Source organism: Aliirhizobium cellulosilyticum (assembly GCF_014198105.1).
In the GTDB taxonomy this organism is placed as follows: Bacteria; Pseudomonadota; Alphaproteobacteria; order Rhizobiales; family Rhizobiaceae; genus Neorhizobium; species Neorhizobium cellulosilyticum.
In genome coordinates this window covers 1573005-1592555 of the sequence record NZ_JACIGW010000001.1, presented here as the reverse complement: position 1 = coordinate 1592555, position 19551 = coordinate 1573005, and the positions used below count along the sequence as shown (strand labels likewise).

The following is a 19551-nucleotide window of genomic DNA, read 5'->3' as shown; positions in this document are numbered from 1 at the left end:
TCGCAAGAGGGGCGGGGCCGGAAGGAAAGGCTGCGCCTTGAGCGCGCCGATCGAGGAGGAATAATGTCTCGTACCGTGCCGTCCGCTACACCATCCAGACCGCTGCCGAAATCGTCCGGCCGGCCTAATCAGCTCTTCCGCAATCTCAATTCCAAGATTGCGCTCACCCCCATGATATTAGTTGCCGCGGTCGTGTTCTTCGGCGGCACGATCTGGACGGTGATATATTCCTTCACCAATTCCAGACTTCTGCCGCGCGCAAGCTTTGTCGGTTTTGACCAGTATGAGCGCCTTTGGGCCTCGTCCCGCTGGATCATCTCGATCCAGAACCTCTTGATCTACGGCATCCTGTCCCTGATCTTCTCGCTCGTGGTCGGCTTCGTGCTGGCAGCGCTGATGGACCAGAAGATCCGCTTCGAAAGCGCCTTCCGCACCATTTTCCTTTATCCCTTCGCTTTGTCCTTCATTGTCACCGGCCTTGTCTGGCAATGGATCCTCAATCCGGAATTCGGCGTGCAGGGCATCGTCCGTTCGCTTGGCTGGACAAGCTTCACCTTCGACCCGCTCTACAATCCCGATATCGTCATCTACGGCATCCTGATCGCAGGTCTCTGGCAGGGGACAGGGCTCGTCATGTGCCTGATGCTTGCCGGCCTGCGCGGCATCGACGAGGATATCTGGAAGGCGGCGCGCGTCGACGGCATCCCGATGTGGCGGACCTATCTTTTCGTCGTCATCCCGATGATGCGCCCGGTCTTCATCACCACGCTCGTGCTCATCGGCAGCGGCATCGTCAAGCTTTACGATCTGGTCGTGGCGCAGACGTCAGGCGGCCCCGGCAATGCGTCGGAAGTGCCTGCCAAATATGTCTATGACTACATGTTCCAGGCGCAGAACCTGGGGCAGGGCTTTGCCGCCTCCACCATGATGCTGCTTACCGTCGCCATCATCATCATCCCCTGGGCCTATCTCGAATTCGGAGGGAAGAAGCGTGGCTAACGTCTCCACTCTCAATGCGACCGGCGCTGCGATAGACGCCGTGAGAACTGAAATTGCAGCGGGACCGCGCGGCAAGAAACCGAAAAAGGTCCTCTCCCGCCGCAATATCATGATCTACGGCATCCTCGGTCTGGCAGCGCTCTATTACCTCCTGCCGCTCTACGTGATGGTCGTGACCTCATTGAAGGGCATGCCGGAAGTCCGTCTCGGCAACATCTTCTCGCCGCCGATGGAAATCACCTTTGAGCCCTGGGTGAAGGCCTGGGCTGAGGCCTGCACCGGCCTCAACTGCGACGGTCTTTCCCGCGGCTTCTGGAACTCGGTGCGCATTCTCGTGCCCTCGGTTATCGTCTCGATCGCGGTCGCCTCGGTCAGCGGTTATGCGCTTGCCAACTGGCGCTTCAAAGGCTCGGAGCTGTTCTTCTCCGTGCTCATCATCGGTGCCTTCATTCCCTATCAGGTAATGATCTACCCCCTCGTTATCATCTTGCGCGAGATCGGCATCTACGGCTCGCTGACCGGCCTCGTCATCGTCCACACGATCTTCGGCATGCCGATCCTGACGCTGCTTTTCCGCAACTATTTCGCCGGCCTGCCGGAAGAGCTGTTCAAGGCCGCGCGCATCGATGGCGCAGGCTTTTGGCAGATCTACGGCCGCATCATGCTGCCCATGTCGCTGCCGATCTTCGTCGTCGCGATCATCATTCAGGTCACCGGCATCTGGAACGACTTTCTCTTCGGCGTCGTCTTCACGCGGCCGGATACCTATCCAATGACCGTCCAGCTCAACAACATCGTCAACTCCGTCCAGGGGGTGAAGGAATACAACGTCAACATGGCAGCGACGCTGCTCACCGGCGCTGTTCCGCTCATCGTCTATTTCGTCTCCGGCCGGCTGTTCGTTCGCGGCATCGCCGCCGGCGCAGTTAAGGGGTAAGCCTTGATGACCGACCTCTCCAATTCCGTTTCCATCCGTGACCTGTCCCTACACTTCGGGGCGGTGACCGTTCTTCAGAATCTCGATCTCGACATCAAGGACGGCGAATTCCTCGTCCTGCTCGGCTCCTCCGGCTGCGGCAAGTCGACATTGCTCAACTGCATCGCCGGCCTGCTGGAGCCGACCGACGGCCAGATCTTCATCAAGGACAAGAATGTCACCTGGGAAGAACCCAAGGACCGCGGCATCGGCATGGTATTCCAGTCCTATGCGCTTTACCCGCAGATGACGGTCGAGAAGAACCTGTCTTTCGGGCTCAAAGTCGCCGGCATGCCCAAGGAGGAGATTGCAAAGCGCATCGCCCGTGCAGCTGGCATCCTGCAGATCGAGCCGCTGTTGCAGCGCAAGCCCGCAGCGCTCTCCGGCGGCCAGCGCCAGCGCGTCGCGATCGGCCGCGCGCTTGTTCGCGATGTCGATGTCTTCCTGTTCGACGAACCGCTTTCCAACCTCGATGCAAAACTGCGCTCCGAACTGCGTGTCGAGATCAAGCGCCTGCACCAGTCGCTGAAGAACACGATGATCTACGTCACCCACGACCAGATCGAGGCGCTGACGCTGGCAGACCGCATCGCCATCATGAAGAGCGGCGTCATCCAGCAGCTCGACGACCCTATCACCATCTATAACCGCCCGCGGAACAAGTTCGTCGCCGGCTTCATCGGTTCGCCCTCGATGAACTTTCTGACCGGCGAACTGGCCGACGAGGGCGGCCGCACGGTGTTCAGAACCAATGGCACCAGCTTTTCGCTCACCGGCTACGAGGCGACAGAAACGCTGCCCCCCGGCCGCAAGGTCGTGCTCGGTGTCCGCCCCGAACATATCAAGGTCGATGGCGATCTGACGGGTGAGGAGGCCCATGACGCAATCGTCGACATCGAGGAGCCCATGGGCGCCGACAACCTGATCTGGCTGAAACTCGCCGGCCACACGATCTCCGTCCGCATCGGCGGAGCCCGGCGTTACGCCGTCGGCGCAAAAGTCCGCCTCGGCTTCGACATGACCATGGCCTCGCTGTTCGATGCGGAAACGGAGGAACGGATCTGATGGCCGTCCTGCGTCCCTCGTTCCACCCGCCTCTGGCCTGCCGGCCATCTCCCCCACAAGGGGGGAGATCACAAGTGGCGCGCCCTTTGCCCAAGCTCTACGCTTGCTCTTTGCTGAGCCTTCAAATGGAGAGCAATCAACTTGGTGAGACGAGTTCCGGTGAAAATTGGGGCAGAACGTTGAGCCTAGCTGATCTCCCCCCTTGTGGGGGAGATGGCCGGCAGGCCAGAGGGGGGCTCGCTGCCGCAAATGGTGACCTCTCCGGGAGGCACCAATGACCATCATCCCGCTCACCGGCCAATGGCACCTCTCATCCCCCGACAGCACCCACGCCACCAGCATGCCGATTCCCGGCGACATCCACACAGCGCTGAAAACCGCCGGCATTATCCCGGACCCCTATATCGGCCGCAACGAAAACGACGTTCAGTGGGTCGCCCATCAGGATTGGCAGATCGAAAGGACCTTTGTCATCGATGACCCGGATGGCTCTTGGTATCTCGACATCACCTATCTCGACACGGTGGCGATTGTTTTCGTCAACGATGTGCCCGTTCTCTCCGCCGACAACTGCTTCCGCCGTTATCGCCCCGATGTCTCGTCTGCCCTGAAGCCGGGCGAAAACACGGTTCGTATCCTCTTCCATTCCAACATCAAGGCAGGGGCGGAGCGCCAGGCAAGGCAGCCCTTTTACCTGCCGTTTTCGAAAAACTGCCCGATCCCCGATGGCAACATGCTGCGCAAGCCGCAATGCCATTTCGGCTGGGACTGGAACCTCGCGATCTCACCGCTCGGCCTCTACGGCGAAATCTCCCTGAAACGCCTGGATATCGCCCGCATCGAACATGTCGTCACCGAGCAGAGACATCACAATGATGGCTCCGTCGATCTCCACGTCACCGTATCCTTCCACGCCGACACACAGGGCGTAGTCCCCATCCATCTGCAATTCGACGAAGAACGCCTTCGTCTCGATTGCCGTATGCGCCCCGGCGAAAACAGCATCACCCACGTCTTCCATGTCGAGAACCCCAAACTCTGGTGGCCGGCCGGAAGCGGCGAACAGGCGCTCTATTCACTGATCGTCGATACGCCGAGCGAGACGATCACCCGCCAGATCGGCCTGCGTACCGTCGAACTCCTGACCGACAAGGACGAGGCCGGCAGCCGTTTCGCCTTCCGCATCAATGGTCGCGAAATCTTCTGCCGTGGCGCCAACTGGATTCCCGCCGACGCGCTCTTCTCGCTCACCAGGCCGGAGAAGACGGAAGATCTGCTGCAATCCGCCGTCGACGCCAACATGAACATGATCCGCATCTGGGGCGGCGGCTTTTACGAGGACGAGCATTTCTACGACACTTGCGACCGCCTCGGCCTGATGGTCTGGCAGGATTTTCAGTTCGCTTGCAACATCTATCCCTCGACGCCGGATTTCCTCGAAAATGTCGAACACGAGGTCGACTACCAAACGAAGCGGCTGATCTCCCATCCCTCGATCGTGCTGTGGTGCGGTGACAACGAACTCGTCGGCGCGCTTCTCTGGTACGAGGAGACCCGCAATAATCGCGACCGCTACCTCGTCTCCTATGACCGCCTCAACCACACCATCGAGCGGGCGATGAAAAAGGCAGTGCCGCAGGCGATCTGGTGGCCGTCGAGCCCGGCGTCGGGTTATCTCGATTACGGCGATGCCTGGCATGCCGATGGTTCCGGCGATATGCATTTCTGGTCGGTCTGGCACGAGAACAAGCCGTTCGAACACTACCGCGATGTCAAGCCGCGCTTCTGCTCCGAATTCGGCTTCCAGTCCTACACGTCGCTGCCGGTGATCCAAACCTACGCCGAAGACAAGGATCTCAACATCGCCTCGCCGGTGATGGAGCATCACCAGCGCAATGTCGGCGGCAACGAGCGCATCGCCGCCACCATGTTTCGCAATTTCCGCTTTCCGAAGGATTTTGCCAATTTCGTCTATCTGAGCCAGGTCCAGCAGGGTATCGCGATCAAAACGGCGGTCGACTACTGGCGCTCGCTGAAGCCGCATTGCATGGGCGCGCTTTACTGGCAGCTCAACGACACATGGCCCGTCGCCTCCTGGGCAAGCCTCGATTACGGCGGCGGCTGGAAAGTGCTGCATTACATGGCCCGCCGCTTCTTCCAGCCGGTCGCCGTCGCCGCCATCCCGTCCGACGACGGAAAGGAGATCCGCTTCTCGCTGGTCAACGACACGCTCGAAGACGTCACCGTAACACTCAACATCTCGACCCTCAGCCTGAGGGGCGAGCGCCGCTCACTGAGGAGAATCGACGCCGTCTGCTCACCGGATGCGGCAGTCACTGCCCTGACCATCCCCGCAGACACGATCCCGAGAGACAGCCTGCTTTCCTGGAACTTCACAGCGTCTAACGGTTCAGGCGGCGAGGGCCATCATGTGATGGACAGCTACAAGGCGCTGGAGCTTCTGCCCGCCAGCCTGGAAATGTCGGTGTCTCCATCCGGAGACGGCTCGTTCGACATTCTCGTCCAGTCCGCCGGCCTCGCACTTTTCGTCCTGATCGAGAGCGAGACGCCAGGCCGTTATTCCGACAACGCTTTCGATCTTGCCGCCGGCGAAAACCGAAAGGTTCGCTTCACCCCGAGCGTGCCGGCGGCAAGTCCCCCAGAGGCGGCAAGTTCCCAAGACTCCCCGCCCGTTTTCCGCATCTACGATCTTCAATCCTGCCAGTCCGCAGGCTGATATTTCATTTCAAGGAGGATGACATGACGACCTTTGGTTTCCAGCTTTATAGCGCCCGCAATTTCCCGCCGCTCTCCGACGTGCTGAAACTCGTGGCGAAAAACGGCTACAAACACGTTGAGGGTTATGGCGCGCTCTATGCGACGCTGGACGAGGCGGGCCTCAAGGCCATGCGCGCCGAACTCGACGCCAACGGCCTCACCATGCCGACCGGCCATTTCGGCATCGACCTTCTCGAAAAGGAGCCGGAACAGGCGCTGCTGATTGCAAAGACGCTCGGTATCGAGGCAATCTATTGCCCGCATCTGGTTGCCGACCAGCGCCCGACCGACGCTGGCGGCTGGTTCGCTTTCGGCAAGCGGCTGGCTGAAGCCGGCAAGCGTTATCAGGATGCCGGCTATACATTCGGCTGGCACAACCACGATTTCGAGTTCAAGGCATTGCCGGATGGCTCCACCCCGCAGGAACAGATTTTTGCCGGCGGTCCGGATCTCACCTGGGAAGCCGATATCGCCTGGGTCATCCGCGGCGGCGCCGACCCCTTCGCCTGGATCGAAAGCTATGGCCGGAAGATCACCGCCGTCCACGTTAAGGATATCGCGCCGGCCGGTGAAAACACCGATGAGGACGGCTGGGCGGATGTCGGTCACGGCACCGTTCCGTGGAAGGATCTGATCGCCGCCTTGAAGGCGAAGACTTCGGCGAAATACTATGTTCTGGAGCACGATAATCCCAAGGATATCGAGCGCCTTGCCTCCCGTTCCATCGCCGCCTTCAACACCTACTGATCTCACGTAATCATTCGGAGTTTCCCCAATGACCAAGGAACTTGGCGTCGGCATCCTCGGATGCGGCAACATTTCCACCACCTACTTTTCGCTGTCACCGCTGTTCAAGGGCATCAGGGTTCTGGCCTGCGCCGACCTGAACCCGGCCGCTGCCGAGGCGAAAGCCAAGGAATATGGCGTCAAGGCGCAAACGGTCGAAGAGCTTCTCGCCAATAGCGAGATCGACCTGATCGTCAATCTGACCATCCCGGATGCGCATTTCCCCGTGTCAAAGGCGATCCTCGAAGCTGGCAAGCACGTCTATTCGGAAAAGCCGCTGACGGTGACGCTGGAAGAGGGCAAGCAACTGCAGGCGCTGGCGAAGTCGAAGGGCCTTGCTGTCGGCTGCGCACCCGACACTTTTCTCGGCGGCGCGCACCAGTTGGCCAGAGCCTATATCGATGGCGGCGGGGTAGGGCGCATCACGTCGGGCACCTGCCACGTCATGAGCCCCGGCATGGAAATGTGGCACCCAAATCCGGGCTTCTTCTTCCTGAATGGCGGCGGCCCGATCCTCGATCTCGGTCCCTATTATATTGCCAACCTGATCAACTTCCTCGGCCCGGTAAAGCGTGTCGCGGCTTTAACCTCGATGGCGAACAAGACCCGCACCGTCACCAGCGAGCCGCTGAACGGCACGATCATCCCGGTCGAAACCCCAACCAACATCCATGCATTGCTGGAGTTCGCGGAAGGCGCGACGATCACGCTCTCGGCCAGCTGGGATGTCTGGTCCCACCGCCATGCAAATATGGAGCTCTATGGCACGGAAGGCTCGCTCTACGTGCCCGACCCGAACTTCTTCGGCGGCGTGGTCGAGGCGAGCGGCCGGAACAAGGATATCCAGCCGCTCAAGGATTGGGACCATCCCTTCGGCAAGGCCAACCAGGACCATCCGAACGGCCCGCGCGCCAATTACCGCACGGCGGGTCTGGCCGATATGGCGGTGGCGCTGATCGAAGGCCGCGATATCCGCTGCTCGATTGACCGCGCGCTTCACGGTGTCGATGTCATGACCTCGATCCTGAAATCCGGTGCGGAGGGCAATTTCGTCGCCACCACGACGACCTGCACCAAGCCTGCGGCACTTGGAATAGAAGAGGCACTGGCGCTTCTGGCGTGAGACGCTACAACTGCTGCCGGCGCCGGAAATGAGGTTCGGCGCCGGTTTCATTTGGAGGACTTTTCATATGGCTTGGCTCCCGGCGGAAAACCGCTACGAAAGCATGACCTATAATCGCTGCGGCAAATCCGGCCTCAAGCTGCCGGCGATCTCGCTCGGCCTCTGGCACAATTTCGGTGACGACACGCCGCACCAACGCAAGGTCGATATCTGCGAGAAGGCATTCGATCTCGGCATCACCCATTTCGATCTCGCCAACAACTATGGCCCGAAGCCCGGCAGCGCCGAACTCGCCTTCGGCCAGATCCTGCGCAAGGAATTTTCCGGCCTTCGCGACGAACTGATCATCTCGTCGAAAGCCGGCTACAACATGTGGCCGGGTCCTTACGGCGAATGGGGCAGCCGCAAATATCTGATCGCCTCCTGCGACCAGAGCCTCAAGCGCATGGGTCTCGACTACGTCGACATCTTCTATTCGCACCGCTTCGACCCGGATACGCCGCTCGAGGAAACCTGCGGCGCGCTGGAACACATCGTCCGCTCGGGCAGGGCGCTTTACGTTGGCCTCTCGTCTTACAATTCCAAGCGCACCCGCGAAGCGGTCGAAATCCTCAAAGCGATGGGCGTGCCGGTCCTCATCCATCAGCCGAGCTATTCGATGATCAACCGCTGGGTCGAGGAAGACGGTCTTCTCGATACGCTGGAAGACCTCGGTGTTGGCTCGATCGTCTTCTCGCCGCTGGCGCAGGGCATGCTGACCTCGAAATATCTCGGCGGCATCCCGGAAGACAGCCGCGCGGCCCAGGGCAAGTCGCTGCGTCCGGCTTTCCTCAACGACAAGAACATCGAGAACCTCAAGGGCCTTAACGCAATCGCCGAACGCCGCGGTCAGACCCTGGCCCAGATGGCGCTCGCCTGGGTCCTGCGTGGTGATCGTGTTACCACCGCCCTGATCGGCGCGAGCCGCCCGGAACAGGTCGAGGATTGCGTCAAGGCTCTCGAAAAGCGCGATTTCGCGGCGAAAGAGCTGGCCGAGATCGACGGGTTCGCAAAGGAGGCCGACATCAACATCTGGGCAGCCTCGGCAGAACGTCAGGGGCCGGCACGGAACAAGTAGGCGGGAGATAGTTGCCCACGCTCTGTGCAAGAAGCTGCCCCTCACCCTAACCCTCTCCCCGCAGGCGGGGAGAGGGGACTTGCCACGGTGAACGTCAGCGAGATGCGGAGAGGTGCGACTTGCGTCCTTCTCCCCGTCAGAACGGGGAGAAGGTGCCGGCAGGCGGATGAGGGGCAGCTCCGGTCGCCAACACAGACATCAAAAATTGCCGAAAGGCGGTTGAGGAGCCGCCTCACACATTCTCTGGGAGGAGACACGATCATGATCCGCAACCCGATCCTGCCCGGCTTCAACGCCGACCCATCGATCTGCCGTGTCGGCGAGGACTATTACATCGCCACCTCCACGTTCGAATGGTATCCCGGGGTCCAGATCTACCACTCCCGCGACCTCGTCAACTGGACGCTCATCCGCCGCCCGCTAGAACGAAAATCCCAGCTCGATATGCGCGGCAATCCCGATAGCTGCGGCGTCTGGGCACCGTGCCTCTCTTATGCCGATGGCCTGTTCTGGCTGGTCTACACCGACGTCAAACGTTATGACGGCAATTTCAAGGATGCCCACAACTACATCGTCACATCACCGACGATCGAAGGCGAGTGGTCCGATCCGGCCTATGCCAATTCCTCCGGTTTCGACCCGTCTTTGTTCCATGATGACGATGGCCGCAAATGGTTCGTCAACATGCAGTGGAACCATCGCACCGAAAGCTATGGCGGCGCGCCGAAACATCCGGCCTTCGACGGCATCCTGTTGCAGGAATGGGATGTTGAGGCAAACGCGCTGAAAGGCCCGATCACCAACATCTTTCCCGGCAGTCCGCTCGGCCTCGTCGAAGCACCGCATCTGTTCAAGCGCAACGGCTGGTATTACCTGACGACGGCTGAAGGCGGCACCGGTTACGACCACGCGGTAACCATGGCCCGCTCGCGCACGATCGATGGACAATACGAACTCCACCCCAACACCCATCTGCTGACGTCGAAGGATAATCCCGAGGCCGTTCTGCAGCGCTCCGGCCATGGCCAATATGTCGAGACACCGGATGGTGACGTCTACCACACCCATCTCTGCAGCCGGCCGCTGGCGCCCAACCGTCGCTCACCGCTCGGCCGCGAAACCGGCCTGCAGAAATGCGTCTGGAAGGAGGACGATTGGCTTTATCTCGCCCAGAGCGGCCTCGTGCCGGATGTCGATGTGCCTGCTCCAACCGACGCCGAGCCAGCCGCAAAACCCGAACGTATCAATTACACCTTCGACGGTGACACGCTGCCGATCGACTTTCAATGGCTGCGCACGCCTGAGCCGGATCGCATCTTCAGCCTCACGGCAAATCCCGGCCGCCTGCGTCTGATCGGCCGCGAAAGCATCGGCTCGTGGTTCGAGCAGTCCCTTGTCGCTCGCCGGCAGGAGCATCACAGGTTTCGGGCTGAAACCACGGTTGAGACCTTCGATCCCGACACCTACCAGCAGGCCTGCGGCCTGGCCCACTATTACAATCGGCACAAGTTCCACGCCCTAGTCGTCACCTTGCATGAAAAGCTCGGCCGCGTTGTGACGATCTTTTCCTGCCCTGGTGATTTTCCCCATGGCCGCATGCAGTTCCCGGCCGGTAGCGGCGTCGCCATCCCCGATGGCCCGGTGGAGCTTTCCATGGAAATCCGCGACAACGACCTGCAATTTTCGTGGCGTTCCGGCGGAACGAATGATTGGCAGCCGATCGGCCCCACCCTTGATGCCAGCGTAATATCGGACGAGGGTGGGCGCGGCGAGCACGGCTCGTTTACCGGTGCCTTTGCCGGCATGTTCGCCTTCGATACGTCTGGCCGGGCGAAATCAGCGGATTTCAGCCGCTTCTCCTATGAGGCGATTCCCGGCTGATCTTTGGAAGGGCTTGCGAATTCGTTAATTTTCGCCATGAGAACGTTACCGCAAGTCCATATTTTCATTACGCATATTTAATCTTACATTCATACGGCATTCATCGCTTGCGCCCTAATTCTTGGCTGTGTTCAACGCGAGGATTTAGCCATGAAGAAGTTCATTGTCGCACTTGTTGCCGCCACCGTTCTGGCCGGCCCGATCGCCACCGCAGCCCAGGCGCAGGATTGGCGCAATGACCGCAGCCGTCAGGTCGAGCGTCACGTCGACAAGCGGGTAGACAAGCGCGTCCATGTCGACAAGAAGGTGGTCATCCACAAGCAGCGCTGGTCCAAGGGGCATCGTGCGACTGCAGCCGAGCGCCGTCGTATGGCTGATGTTCGCGACTACCGCCGTTACCGTCTGTCGGCTCCGCCGCGCGGCTATAAGTGGGTAAAGGTCGATAACGACTACCTGATGATCGGCATCGCCACCGGCGTCATCTCCAGCATCATCGCTGCTCGCTAAGAGCAAAAATAGGAGACCGGCGGGTGTGTCGTTAAGCACCCGCCGGTCGTCTGCCTGAAGACCGGTCGTGAGGGGAAACTCTTGCCCGGTCCGTCACATCACTGCGACAGGCAGGTCTTCAACGAGGTCGCAAGACCCCGCATCATGTCGAAATAAAGCTCCGGCCCTTCCTTCAGGGCGCCGGCCTCCGGATCCAGCACGCCGGATTTCGCCTTGCTGCCCTCCGTCACCACCTTCACCAGCTTTGGCTCGAACTGCGGTTCGGCAAAGACGCAGGTGGCGCCCAGATCCTCTACCTTCTGATGGATCTCCTTGACCCGCTCGGCACCTGGCATGGTCTCGGGGCTGACCGTGATCGAACCAGCCACCTTCACGCCATAGCGATGCTCGAAATACTGATAGGCGTCGTGGAAGACGATGAACGGCTTGTCCTTGATCGGCGACAGCTCCGCTTTCAGTTCCGCATCCAGTGTGTCGAGCTTGCCCATCAGTTCGGCAGCATTCTTCTGATAGGTGGCGGCATGTTCCGCATCGGCCTGAACCAGCTGCTTCTCGATCTCGGCCGCCATCGCCTTGGCATTCATCGGGTCGAGCCAAAGGTGTACGTCATTGCCTTCATGGTCGTGATCGCCGTCATCCTCGCCATCGGCATGTTCTTGCGCTGCGCCATGGCTATGCCCGTGGTCATGGCCTTCTTCTTCCGCTTCCGGCTCGAACACGCCGCCCTCGCGGAATTTAAGTTTCGTCAGCCCCGGCGCATCTTCCAGCGTCACCACGCTTGCCTTCGAGCCCAGCGCCTCGAGCGGCTTTTCCAGGAATGCCTCCATGCCATGGCCAACCCAGAAGATCAGGTCGGCATTCTGTAGTGCCGCTGCATTCGACGGCCGCATGTTGTAGGTATGCGGGGAGGCCGCGCCCTCGACAATCAGCTTCGGCTCGGCAACACCCTTCATCACCGAGGCGACCAGCGAATGGATCGGCTTGATCGATACGACGACGTCCGGCGTAGCGGCAAAGGCACCGGGTGCGCTTATCATCGCAGCAGATGAAAGAAGCAGGGCGGCGGCAAATTTCATGGCATTCTTCCTTGTTTAGAGATGTAATGTTATTACATCAATTGCGTTATGCTATAACGTGTGCCAAGACGGTCGGCAAGAGGGCCGGTAACAGGAATTTTGAACCAAGATGCTGATGAGCAAGCGGGCCGCCCCGGCCGCAGACAACCGCCCGAAATCGAAAGAAACGCTGGTTTCTCTTTCCAATGCCGGCATCCGCCGCGATGGTCGCTGGCTTGTACGCGGCATCGAATTCGATATTGCTCGAGGCGAGGTCGTCACCCTTATTGGCCCGAACGGCGCCGGAAAATCGACCACCGCCAAGATGGCGATCGGCGTTTTGAAGGCCGATGAAGGCTCCGTCACCCGCAAGCGCGATCTGCGTATCGGCTATGTCCCGCAAAAACTCGCCATCGACTGGACCATGCCGCTTTCTGTCCGCCGCCTGATGACGCTGACCGGCCGGCTGAAGGACACCGAGATCGCGACCGCTCTTGAGGCCACCGGCATTGCGCATCTCGCCAATTCCGAAGTCCGCCACCTCTCGGGCGGCGAATTCCAGCGCGCCCTGCTGGCCCGTGCGATTGCCCGCAAGCCCGACCTGATGGTGCTCGACGAACCCGTCCAGGGCGTCGATTTCGCCGGCGAGGCAGCCCTTTACGATCTGATCCGCACCATCCGCAACAAGACAGGCTGCGGCATCCTGATGATCTCGCATGATCTCCACATGGTCATGGCCGGCACCGATACGGTGATCTGCCTCAATGGCCATGTCTGCTGCCGCGGCACGCCGGAAGTCGTCAGCCAGAGTTCCGATTACATGAAGCTCTTCGGCGGCAATGCCCGCTCGCTCGCCGTCTATAACCACCATCACGATCATACCCATCTTCCCGATGGCCGGGTGCGTCATGCGGACGGCTCGATCACCGAACACTGCCATCCCGAAGACGGCCACCACCACGATCATTCAGGCCACGACCACGGCCATTCTCATGATCACGCCCACGGCGATCATGCCCATCACCATGACACGCAGAAAGGTGAGGGCACCCGCCATGCTTGACGACTTCTTCATCCGCGCGCTGATCGCCGGCATCGGTGTGGCGCTGACTGCCGGTCCGCTCGGTTGTTTCGTCGTCTGGCGACGCATGGCCTACTTCGGCGACACGATGGCCCATTCGGCACTGCTCGGTGTGGCGCTGTCGCTGTTCTTCGAAGTCAACCTTTTGATTGCCGTTTTCGGCGTTGCCATCCTTGTCTCCGCCATGCTGCTCTTGCTGCAGCGACGCCAGTCGCTCTCGGCCGATGCGCTTCTCGGCATCCTCTCCCATTCGGCACTGGCGATCGGCCTCGTTCTCGTCGCCTTCATGACCTGGGTAAGGATCGACCTGATCGCCTTCCTCTTCGGCGATATTCTCGCCGTCACGCCGTCCGATATCGCCCTCATCTGGGGCGGCGGCGCCGTTGTCGTCGCGGCGATCGTCTATCTCTGGCGCCCGCTCGTCGCCTCCACCGTCAGCGAGGATGTGGCGGAGGCCGAAGGCATGAACCCGGCGCGCACGAAACTGTTCTTCATGCTCCTGATGGCGCTTGTCATCGCCATTGCCATGAAGATTGTCGGCATCATGCTGATCACCTCGCTGCTGATCATCCCGGCCGCCACCGCGCGCCGCTTTTCGGCAAGCCCTGAATGGATGGCGGTGTTCGCGTCTCTCATCGGATCGGCTGCTGTCGTCGGCGGTCTTTTCGGATCGCTCACCTATGATACGCCGTCCGGCCCTTCCATCGTGGTCGCGGCACTCCTACTTTTCATATTAAGTCTGATTCCTGCCTTCGGTCGCACCGCTGCCGAACGGCCTGCAAACAAGGGAGTGCAAGGATGAACGCCCCGATCGTCAATCCGGCCCTGACAAAAAACCAGGCCTTGGTCTTCGATGCGCTGAACCGCGCCGAAGGCCCGATGAGCGCCTATACGATCCTCGACAAGCTGCGCGACCACGGCTTTCGCGCGCCGCTTCAGGTTTATCGCGCGCTCGACAAGCTGACCGAATTCGGCATGGTTCACCGGCTGGAAAGCCTCAACGCCTTCGTCGCCTGCGCCCACCGCGAGCATGAGTGCTGCGGCGGCGCCCAGGGGCACGGCCACGGCACGGTCGCCTTCGCCATCTGTGAAAGCTGCAATCAGGTGATCGAATTCCACGATCACAAGGTCGATCATCAACTCGGCGACTGGGCCAAGTCGAAAGGGTTCAAACCGTCCAAGACGACGATCGAAATTCGCGGCCTTTGCGAAAAATGTGCGGCCTGATTAGGGCTTTATTTCTTTGAGATCTCGCGAAAACCGCTTCCAGTTTGCCACGTAACGCGCAGCCGAGGCCTTGAGCTTGGCGGCAGATTCATCGTCCAGCACGCGGATCGCCTTGGCGGGCGAGCCGACGATCAGAGAATTGTCGGGAAACTCCTTGCCTTCGGTCACCAGCGCATTTGCGCCGACAAGGCAGTTCCTGCCGATCTTCGCGCCGTTGAGGATCGTCGCCCCCATGCCGACCAGCGAATTGTCGCCGATCGTGCAGCCATGGATGATCGCATGATGCCCGATCGTGCAGTCGGAGCCGATGGAGACCGGGAAGGCGGGATCGGTATGCACCGTCACGCCTTCCTGAATATTGGAACGTGCGCCGATGGTGATCGGCTCGTTGTCGCCGCGCAGGGTCGCGCCGAACCAGATGCCGACATCCTCATGAAGAATGACCTTGCCTATGACATTGGCATCCGGCGCCACCCAGTAACGGTCGGGGGCGGGAAGCGAAGGCAGGAAATCCCCGAGCGCATAGATCGGCATCACGTCACTCCCCGAGTGTTTCCGTCAGATGACGGACAGCGAAAGCTCGCCGACCCCGGCCACGCCGCAGGTGACCTTGTCACCCTTGACGATTGCGCCGACCCCGGCCGGTGTGCCGGTCATGATGATGTCACCCGGTGCCAGAACGAACTGTTTGGACAGTTCTGCGATGATCTCCGGCAGCTTCCAGATCATCTGGTTCAAATTGCCGTCCTGCTTGCGGGAGCCGTTGACGTCGAGCCAGACTGCGCCTTCCTGCGGGTGACCGATCTTCGAAGCCGGCACGAGTGCCGAAACCGGAGCCGACTTTTCAAATGCCTTTGCCACTTCCCAGGAACGGCCCATCTTCTTCATCTGGTCCTGAAGGTCGCGACGGGTAAAGTCGATGCCGACGCCATAACCGTAGACCTTGGACAGCGCGTCTTCGGCGGCAATATCCGCACCGCCGCCCGAAAGCGCCATCACCAGCTCCACCTCGAAATGCACGTTGGAGGAGAGCGGCGGATAGGGAAAGCTTTCGCCGTTATAGGCGTTGTCTGCATTTTTCTGGAAAAAGAACGGCGCTTCGCGGGAAGGGTCATGCCCCATCTCGATCGCATGGTCGGCATAGTTGCGGCCGACGCAATAGACCCGGCGCACCGGAAACTGTTCGGTTACACCGACCACATCGAGAAGCACGGATTCGGGGGCAGGGATCACTGTAGCGCGCATCTTGGGTATCCTTACATCACTGGAAAAAACGCTGGGTCTTTGTCCATCAATTCGCCCGGTAATCCTAGAGATGAAGGAAAATAAATTCACATGCGGTCAGATGGATACGGCCGAAATGACCGTATCCGGTTGGCCACGCGCAGCAAATGTCAGCGGATACCTCGTTATCAGCCTGCCAGCATGATCGGTGCCTGATTGTGGTCGATCGGCTTTTCCAGCAGGTAGACGGCGCGATCTCTCAGGGCATCGACAGTCATCGTCTCGCCAACCATCCAGACATGATAGTCATGAATACCCAGGCCATCGGCAAACATCAGAAACGAGCCGTCCCAATAATCGGGCGAATGCAGTTCCACCACCCGCTTGGTCTGCCAATAGACGAGATTGTACATGGCGCTTCCGTGATCGGCAAAAACCGTCTCGGCATTTCCGGCTGCGGCGAGATATTCTTCCAGAGAACGGCCCGCTGTCCTGATGATGGAGACGCCGGCAGCCGTCATTGCTGCCTCGATCAGCATGTTGTTCATCTGCCGTTGCGGCCCTTCGCCTTTTTCCCCCAGTCGCGAGAGATAGATGGCGCTGCCGGGGCGGGCGGGCTTGGGTGCCACCTTCAGGGCTTTACGAAGATTGTCGGTCTCCGCTGCGGTCCAGTAATGTCCCGGACGTGTCTTGCTCAGAACGGTTGCTTGCGCAATCTCGACCGGTTCATCGATTGCGATTGCCTCGATACCCAGTCGTGCCAGGTCTCGTTTTACATAGGGTTTCGCCAGCCAGTGGCTCGGCAGGATCAGAGGATCGAGCGTTCCCAATCGATTGAGGGCTATAGCAAGCGACGACACGTGTTCTGACATCCAGTCGCCAAATGTCTTCGGCGTTTGCGCCTGCAGTATCGTACCGCGTTCAAGTCGCCGCGCCGGTCTGGATGGCTTGTCCAGAAGATGTTTGAGATTTACTTCCTGGAAGCTTAGGCGCCGTTCAAGCCGGCCATTTACCCAGCCCATGCCCTTTGCGGTATAAATGACATTCGACGCACTGCCGATCACGTTACGTGGAATATCGTATTTCAGCCGGTACTGGTTGAATTCCGTGCCCGCCATCGGCGGTATCTCGCCCGAAAAATTCACAGCTTCGCGTCTGCTGAAGCGCCTCTCATCTCGCGACCAGTTCCGATAATAACCAATCTGTTCGGCAATTGTGTAGACGACGGGCGCAATGGTTCGCTTGAAATGAGAAAAACCCACAGAACACCTTCCAGTGAAGCGCGTTTAAGATGATTATTTAGTTGTTTGTTACAGTATTGTTTGGGGTTGGTGTCCGAATGTTATTCGGATGATTAATTTAATTGTCATTTTTATTAAATTGTTAGCTGTTATTTATTTTGTTTTTTGTTTTGGTCTGTGAAGGGGCGTGGTCTTGGGTGTCAGTGTGACTTGGGTACCTGAATTGCGGTCGGCGCCTGAATGAGTGATCCGCAAATTCCCGGACCGTGATACGGGAGTGAGTGACTTGCCGAAAGCGATAAGCTCGTTTCGAGCCCGTAAGTCATCGTCGGGGAGAATGCTGCACAGCGACTGCCATCAGCAGTTGATCAGTTGTTCAGAAGGCTGCTTGCACTGGCTAGCGTTTCCGGCCAATGACTATTGTGGACTAAAACAGGACTAGAAGGTCAGTACCCAATGTCGAAACCGCCTAAACCGAACCAGCCGAAGTCGAACCAATCGAAGGAGCCTCAACTTGAGCACTCCGAATTTGCAGGCGAGTTCGAGGATGAAGGCGTCACTGTTCTGGTTGATATTTTTCGGGAAGCCGGCACCAATGGTGACTGGACGCTGGAAGTCATCAGCCAGACGGAGATCGTCACCACTTGGGAAGAAGACTTCGAAACCGATCAGGCGGCGTGGGAAGAATTCCTGGCAACGGCTGAGCGCGACGGGCTGAAGAGTTTTCTGGAAGAGGATGATACACCCTCAGTACATTGAGTCTGCGCTTAAAGACTGCAGACGATAGATCCGCAGTCTTCTCAGGCCTCTGGGCTGTCGTCGTTCAGCCGCGATCCGAACCGCCCTTTGATAATAAAAATGCAAAGCCGGCGATCAGCGCCAGCGCTCCGACAATTGCCCCGGTCGTTGCTCCCGGGTTCTGCCGAGCTGTATTTGAAAGCTGATAACCTTCATGGCGAAGCTGACGTACAGCTTGGCGAGCACGCGGCATTATATAGCTCGAAGCGTCGTCTGCCGAAGCACTGGCCTGTTTTGCCAAGGCAGCACGCAAATCTGCGAGCTGGGTTGTCAGGCGGTCGATATCGTTAGACAGATCGCGGTGCATTGATAGTCCTCGGTTGGCGTTGACGTGATGATGAACGGTCAGCGCGTGATACTGTTCCTTGCTCGTTGATATCTTTGCACGGCCTCGAACCTTTCTTTCCCTGCCGATCGCCTGTATAGCACCGCCATCTGGTCAGCCCTAAAGGTCTGAGCGGTTTCCCGGATAAGCCCCGGCCTGGAGATCGGGTCATGAACTCCGGTTTATCCCCGAGGCGAAAGGGTGTGGCATAGTATTGTGTCACCCACGCGGAGAAAAAGACGTGAGCTTTTACGAGACAGCGCTGGAAACGGGTCGAAAAATCTTCGCCGTCGCGCCGATGATCGACTGGACCGATCGACATTGCCGTTTTCTCCATCGGCAGCTGTCGTCAGATGCTCTGCTTTACACTGAAATGGTCGTGGCTGACGCAATCATTCACGGTCCGCGCGAACGTCTTCTGTCGTTTTCCGCTCAGGAACATCCCGTGGCACTGCAACTCGGCGGTTCGGATGCAGGCAAGCTCTGCGAAGCGATCCGTATAGCCTCCGATTACGGTTATGACGAAATCGGGCTCAATGTCGGCTGTCCGTCCGATCGTGTCCAGTCGGGCACGTTCGGCGCCTGTCTGATGCGCGATCCCGGCCATGTTGCCGATCTGATCGCTGCAATGAAGAAAGTGTCTCCCGTTCCGGTTACGGTGAAATGCCGCATCGGTATCGATGACCAGGAGCCGCGCGATGTCCTGCCTGACTTTCTGGCCCGCATGATCGGGGCAGGGGCGGATGCAATCTGGATCCACGCCCGCAAGGCCTGGCTGCAGGGCCTGTCACCGAAGGAAAACCGCGAGATCCCGCCGCTCGACTACGATCTCGTCCACCGCATGAAGAGCGAGAACCCCAACGTGTTTGTCGGTATAAATGGCGGCATCTCCACTCTTGAGCAGGCTGAAAGCCACCTTTCGGTTATGGATGGCGTCATGCTCGGCCGCGCCGCCTATCAGAATACTGGTCTGCTGGCCGGGGTGGATGCCATGCTGGATGGTTCGAGACCTGCCGGGGCTCGAACCCGTGAGACTGACTGGATGAGCCTCCGCGACACGATGATTGCCTATGCCGATGAGGTCATCGCCTCCGGCGGACGCCTGCATCATGTCACTCGCCACATGGTAGGCCTATTTCAGGGCTATGCCGGTGCCCGGCGTTTCCGCCAGATCCTGTCGTCCGAGGCGACAAAACCCGGTGCGGGGACGGAAATCATCACGGCAGCCTTCGCCGCCGTCGATCTTTCCGGCAACGCTGAGCGTGAGCCGGAACGAATCGCGGGATAGACCCCCAATAATTTATGGGTATTGGTGCATGTATCAGAATGCAACAGCCCTGCGTTGTTTCGTATTAGACATTTCTTAAA

At 59.3% G+C, this 19551-nt stretch carries 19 protein-coding genes; 14 read left to right on the top strand and 5 right to left on the bottom strand.

What is annotated here, in order from left to right:
• Nucleotides 1–63: 63 nt before the first annotated feature.
• The 9 genes from GGE33_RS07455 to GGE33_RS07415 all read left to right on the top strand — a co-directional run bounded on the left by GGE33_RS07455 (nucleotide 64) and on the right by GGE33_RS07415 (nucleotide 11232).
• Nucleotides 64–999, top strand: coding sequence for a carbohydrate ABC transporter permease (locus GGE33_RS07455; RefSeq protein ID WP_148146485.1), 936 nt, complete (start codon nucleotides 64–66; stop codon nucleotides 997–999).
• Nucleotides 992–1936 (top strand): carbohydrate ABC transporter permease, encoded by a 945-nt coding sequence (locus GGE33_RS07450; protein ID WP_148146486.1) that lies wholly within the window; start codon nucleotides 992–994, stop codon nucleotides 1934–1936. The genes GGE33_RS07455 and GGE33_RS07450 overlap by 8 nt, the downstream gene beginning before the upstream one ends.
• A gap of 6 nt (nucleotides 1937–1942) precedes the next feature.
• The gene (locus GGE33_RS07445) at nucleotides 1943–3040 is read left to right on the top strand and encodes an ABC transporter ATP-binding protein (RefSeq protein WP_183821779.1); all 1098 of its coding nucleotides are present in this window, start codon (nucleotides 1943–1945) and stop codon (nucleotides 3038–3040) included.
• 274 nt (nucleotides 3041–3314) lie between these two features.
• Nucleotides 3315–5777, top strand: coding sequence for a beta-mannosidase (locus tag GGE33_RS07440; protein ID WP_183821777.1), 2463 nt, complete (start codon nucleotides 3315–3317; stop codon nucleotides 5775–5777).
• A gap of 23 nt (nucleotides 5778–5800) precedes the next feature.
• Nucleotides 5801–6565 (top strand): sugar phosphate isomerase/epimerase family protein, encoded by a 765-nt coding sequence (locus GGE33_RS07435; protein WP_183821775.1) that lies wholly within the window; start codon nucleotides 5801–5803, stop codon nucleotides 6563–6565.
• Between the two features lie 28 nt (nucleotides 6566–6593).
• A complete protein-coding gene (locus GGE33_RS07430) occupies nucleotides 6594–7727 on the top strand; it encodes a Gfo/Idh/MocA family protein (RefSeq protein WP_183821773.1) in 1134 nt (377 codons plus the stop codon).
• A 67-nt stretch (nucleotides 7728–7794) separates the two neighbouring features.
• Nucleotides 7795–8844: an L-glyceraldehyde 3-phosphate reductase gene (mgrA, locus tag GGE33_RS07425; RefSeq protein WP_183821771.1), complete on the top strand. Its 1050-nt coding sequence runs from the start codon at nucleotides 7795–7797 to the stop codon at nucleotides 8842–8844.
• A 261-nt stretch (nucleotides 8845–9105) separates the two neighbouring features.
• Nucleotides 9106–10725, top strand: a complete 1620-nt coding sequence (locus GGE33_RS07420) for a glycoside hydrolase family 43 protein (protein ID WP_183821769.1) — start codon at nucleotides 9106–9108, stop codon at nucleotides 10723–10725.
• Nucleotides 10726–10875: 150 nt separating this feature from the next.
• Complete coding sequence (locus GGE33_RS07415; RefSeq protein WP_148146493.1) at nucleotides 10876–11232, top strand: RcnB family protein; 357 nt, start codon at nucleotides 10876–10878, stop codon at nucleotides 11230–11232.
• Between the two features lie 98 nt (nucleotides 11233–11330).
• Here GGE33_RS07415 and GGE33_RS07410 read toward each other — a convergent pair whose 3' ends face one another.
• A complete protein-coding gene (locus GGE33_RS07410) occupies nucleotides 11331–12308 on the bottom strand; it encodes a zinc ABC transporter substrate-binding protein (protein ID WP_183821767.1) in 978 nt (325 codons plus the stop codon).
• A gap of 109 nt (nucleotides 12309–12417) precedes the next feature.
• Between GGE33_RS07410 and GGE33_RS07405 the strand changes: the two genes are divergently transcribed.
• Genes GGE33_RS07405 through GGE33_RS07395 form a run of 3 tightly spaced genes read left to right on the top strand, consistent with a single transcriptional unit; the run spans nucleotide 12418 to nucleotide 14595 of the window.
• Nucleotides 12418–13350 carry an ATP-binding cassette domain-containing protein gene (locus tag GGE33_RS07405; RefSeq protein WP_183821765.1) on the top strand — a complete coding sequence of 311 codons (933 nt, stop codon included), beginning with the start codon at nucleotides 12418–12420 and terminating at the stop codon, nucleotides 13348–13350.
• A complete protein-coding gene (gene znuB / locus GGE33_RS07400) occupies nucleotides 13343–14170 on the top strand; it encodes a zinc ABC transporter permease subunit ZnuB (protein WP_183821763.1) in 828 nt (275 codons plus the stop codon). The genes GGE33_RS07405 and znuB overlap by 8 nt, the downstream gene beginning before the upstream one ends.
• An 8-nt stretch (nucleotides 14171–14178) precedes the next feature.
• Nucleotides 14179–14595 carry a transcriptional repressor gene (locus GGE33_RS07395; protein WP_183686938.1) on the top strand — a complete coding sequence of 139 codons (417 nt, stop codon included), beginning with the start codon at nucleotides 14179–14181 and terminating at the stop codon, nucleotides 14593–14595.
• Here GGE33_RS07395 and GGE33_RS07390 read toward each other — a convergent pair whose 3' ends face one another.
• The 3 genes from GGE33_RS07390 to GGE33_RS27815 all read right to left on the bottom strand — a co-directional run bounded on the left by GGE33_RS07390 (nucleotide 14596) and on the right by GGE33_RS27815 (nucleotide 17081).
• Nucleotides 14596–15129: a gamma carbonic anhydrase family protein gene (locus GGE33_RS07390; RefSeq protein ID WP_183821761.1), complete on the bottom strand. Its 534-nt coding sequence runs from the start codon at nucleotides 15127–15129 to the stop codon at nucleotides 14596–14598.
• A 24-nt stretch (nucleotides 15130–15153) separates the two neighbouring features.
• On the bottom strand, nucleotides 15154–15840 hold the full coding sequence (locus tag GGE33_RS07385) for a fumarylacetoacetate hydrolase family protein (RefSeq protein WP_183821759.1): 687 nt from the start codon (nucleotides 15838–15840) through the stop codon (nucleotides 15154–15156).
• 167 nt (nucleotides 15841–16007) lie between these two features.
• The gene (locus tag GGE33_RS27815; protein WP_183821757.1) at nucleotides 16008–17081 is read right to left on the bottom strand and encodes a glycosyltransferase 61 family protein; all 1074 of its coding nucleotides are present in this window, start codon (nucleotides 17079–17081) and stop codon (nucleotides 16008–16010) included.
• Nucleotides 17082–17516: 435 nt separating this feature from the next.
• Here GGE33_RS27815 and GGE33_RS07375 point away from each other — a divergent pair, with 435 nt between their 5' ends.
• Complete coding sequence (locus tag GGE33_RS07375; RefSeq protein ID WP_183821756.1) at nucleotides 17517–17819, top strand: hypothetical protein; 303 nt, start codon at nucleotides 17517–17519, stop codon at nucleotides 17817–17819.
• A 64-nt stretch (nucleotides 17820–17883) separates the two neighbouring features.
• On the opposite strand, the gene GGE33_RS07370 is transcribed toward GGE33_RS07375, so the two are convergent.
• A complete protein-coding gene (locus GGE33_RS07370; RefSeq protein WP_148148875.1) occupies nucleotides 17884–18165 on the bottom strand; it encodes a hypothetical protein in 282 nt (93 codons plus the stop codon).
• Between the two features lie 259 nt (nucleotides 18166–18424).
• Here GGE33_RS07370 and dusA point away from each other — a divergent pair, with 259 nt between their 5' ends.
• Nucleotides 18425–19471: a tRNA dihydrouridine(20/20a) synthase DusA gene (gene dusA / locus GGE33_RS07365; protein ID WP_183821755.1), complete on the top strand. Its 1047-nt coding sequence runs from the start codon at nucleotides 18425–18427 to the stop codon at nucleotides 19469–19471.
• Nucleotides 19472–19551 lie beyond the last annotated feature (80 nt).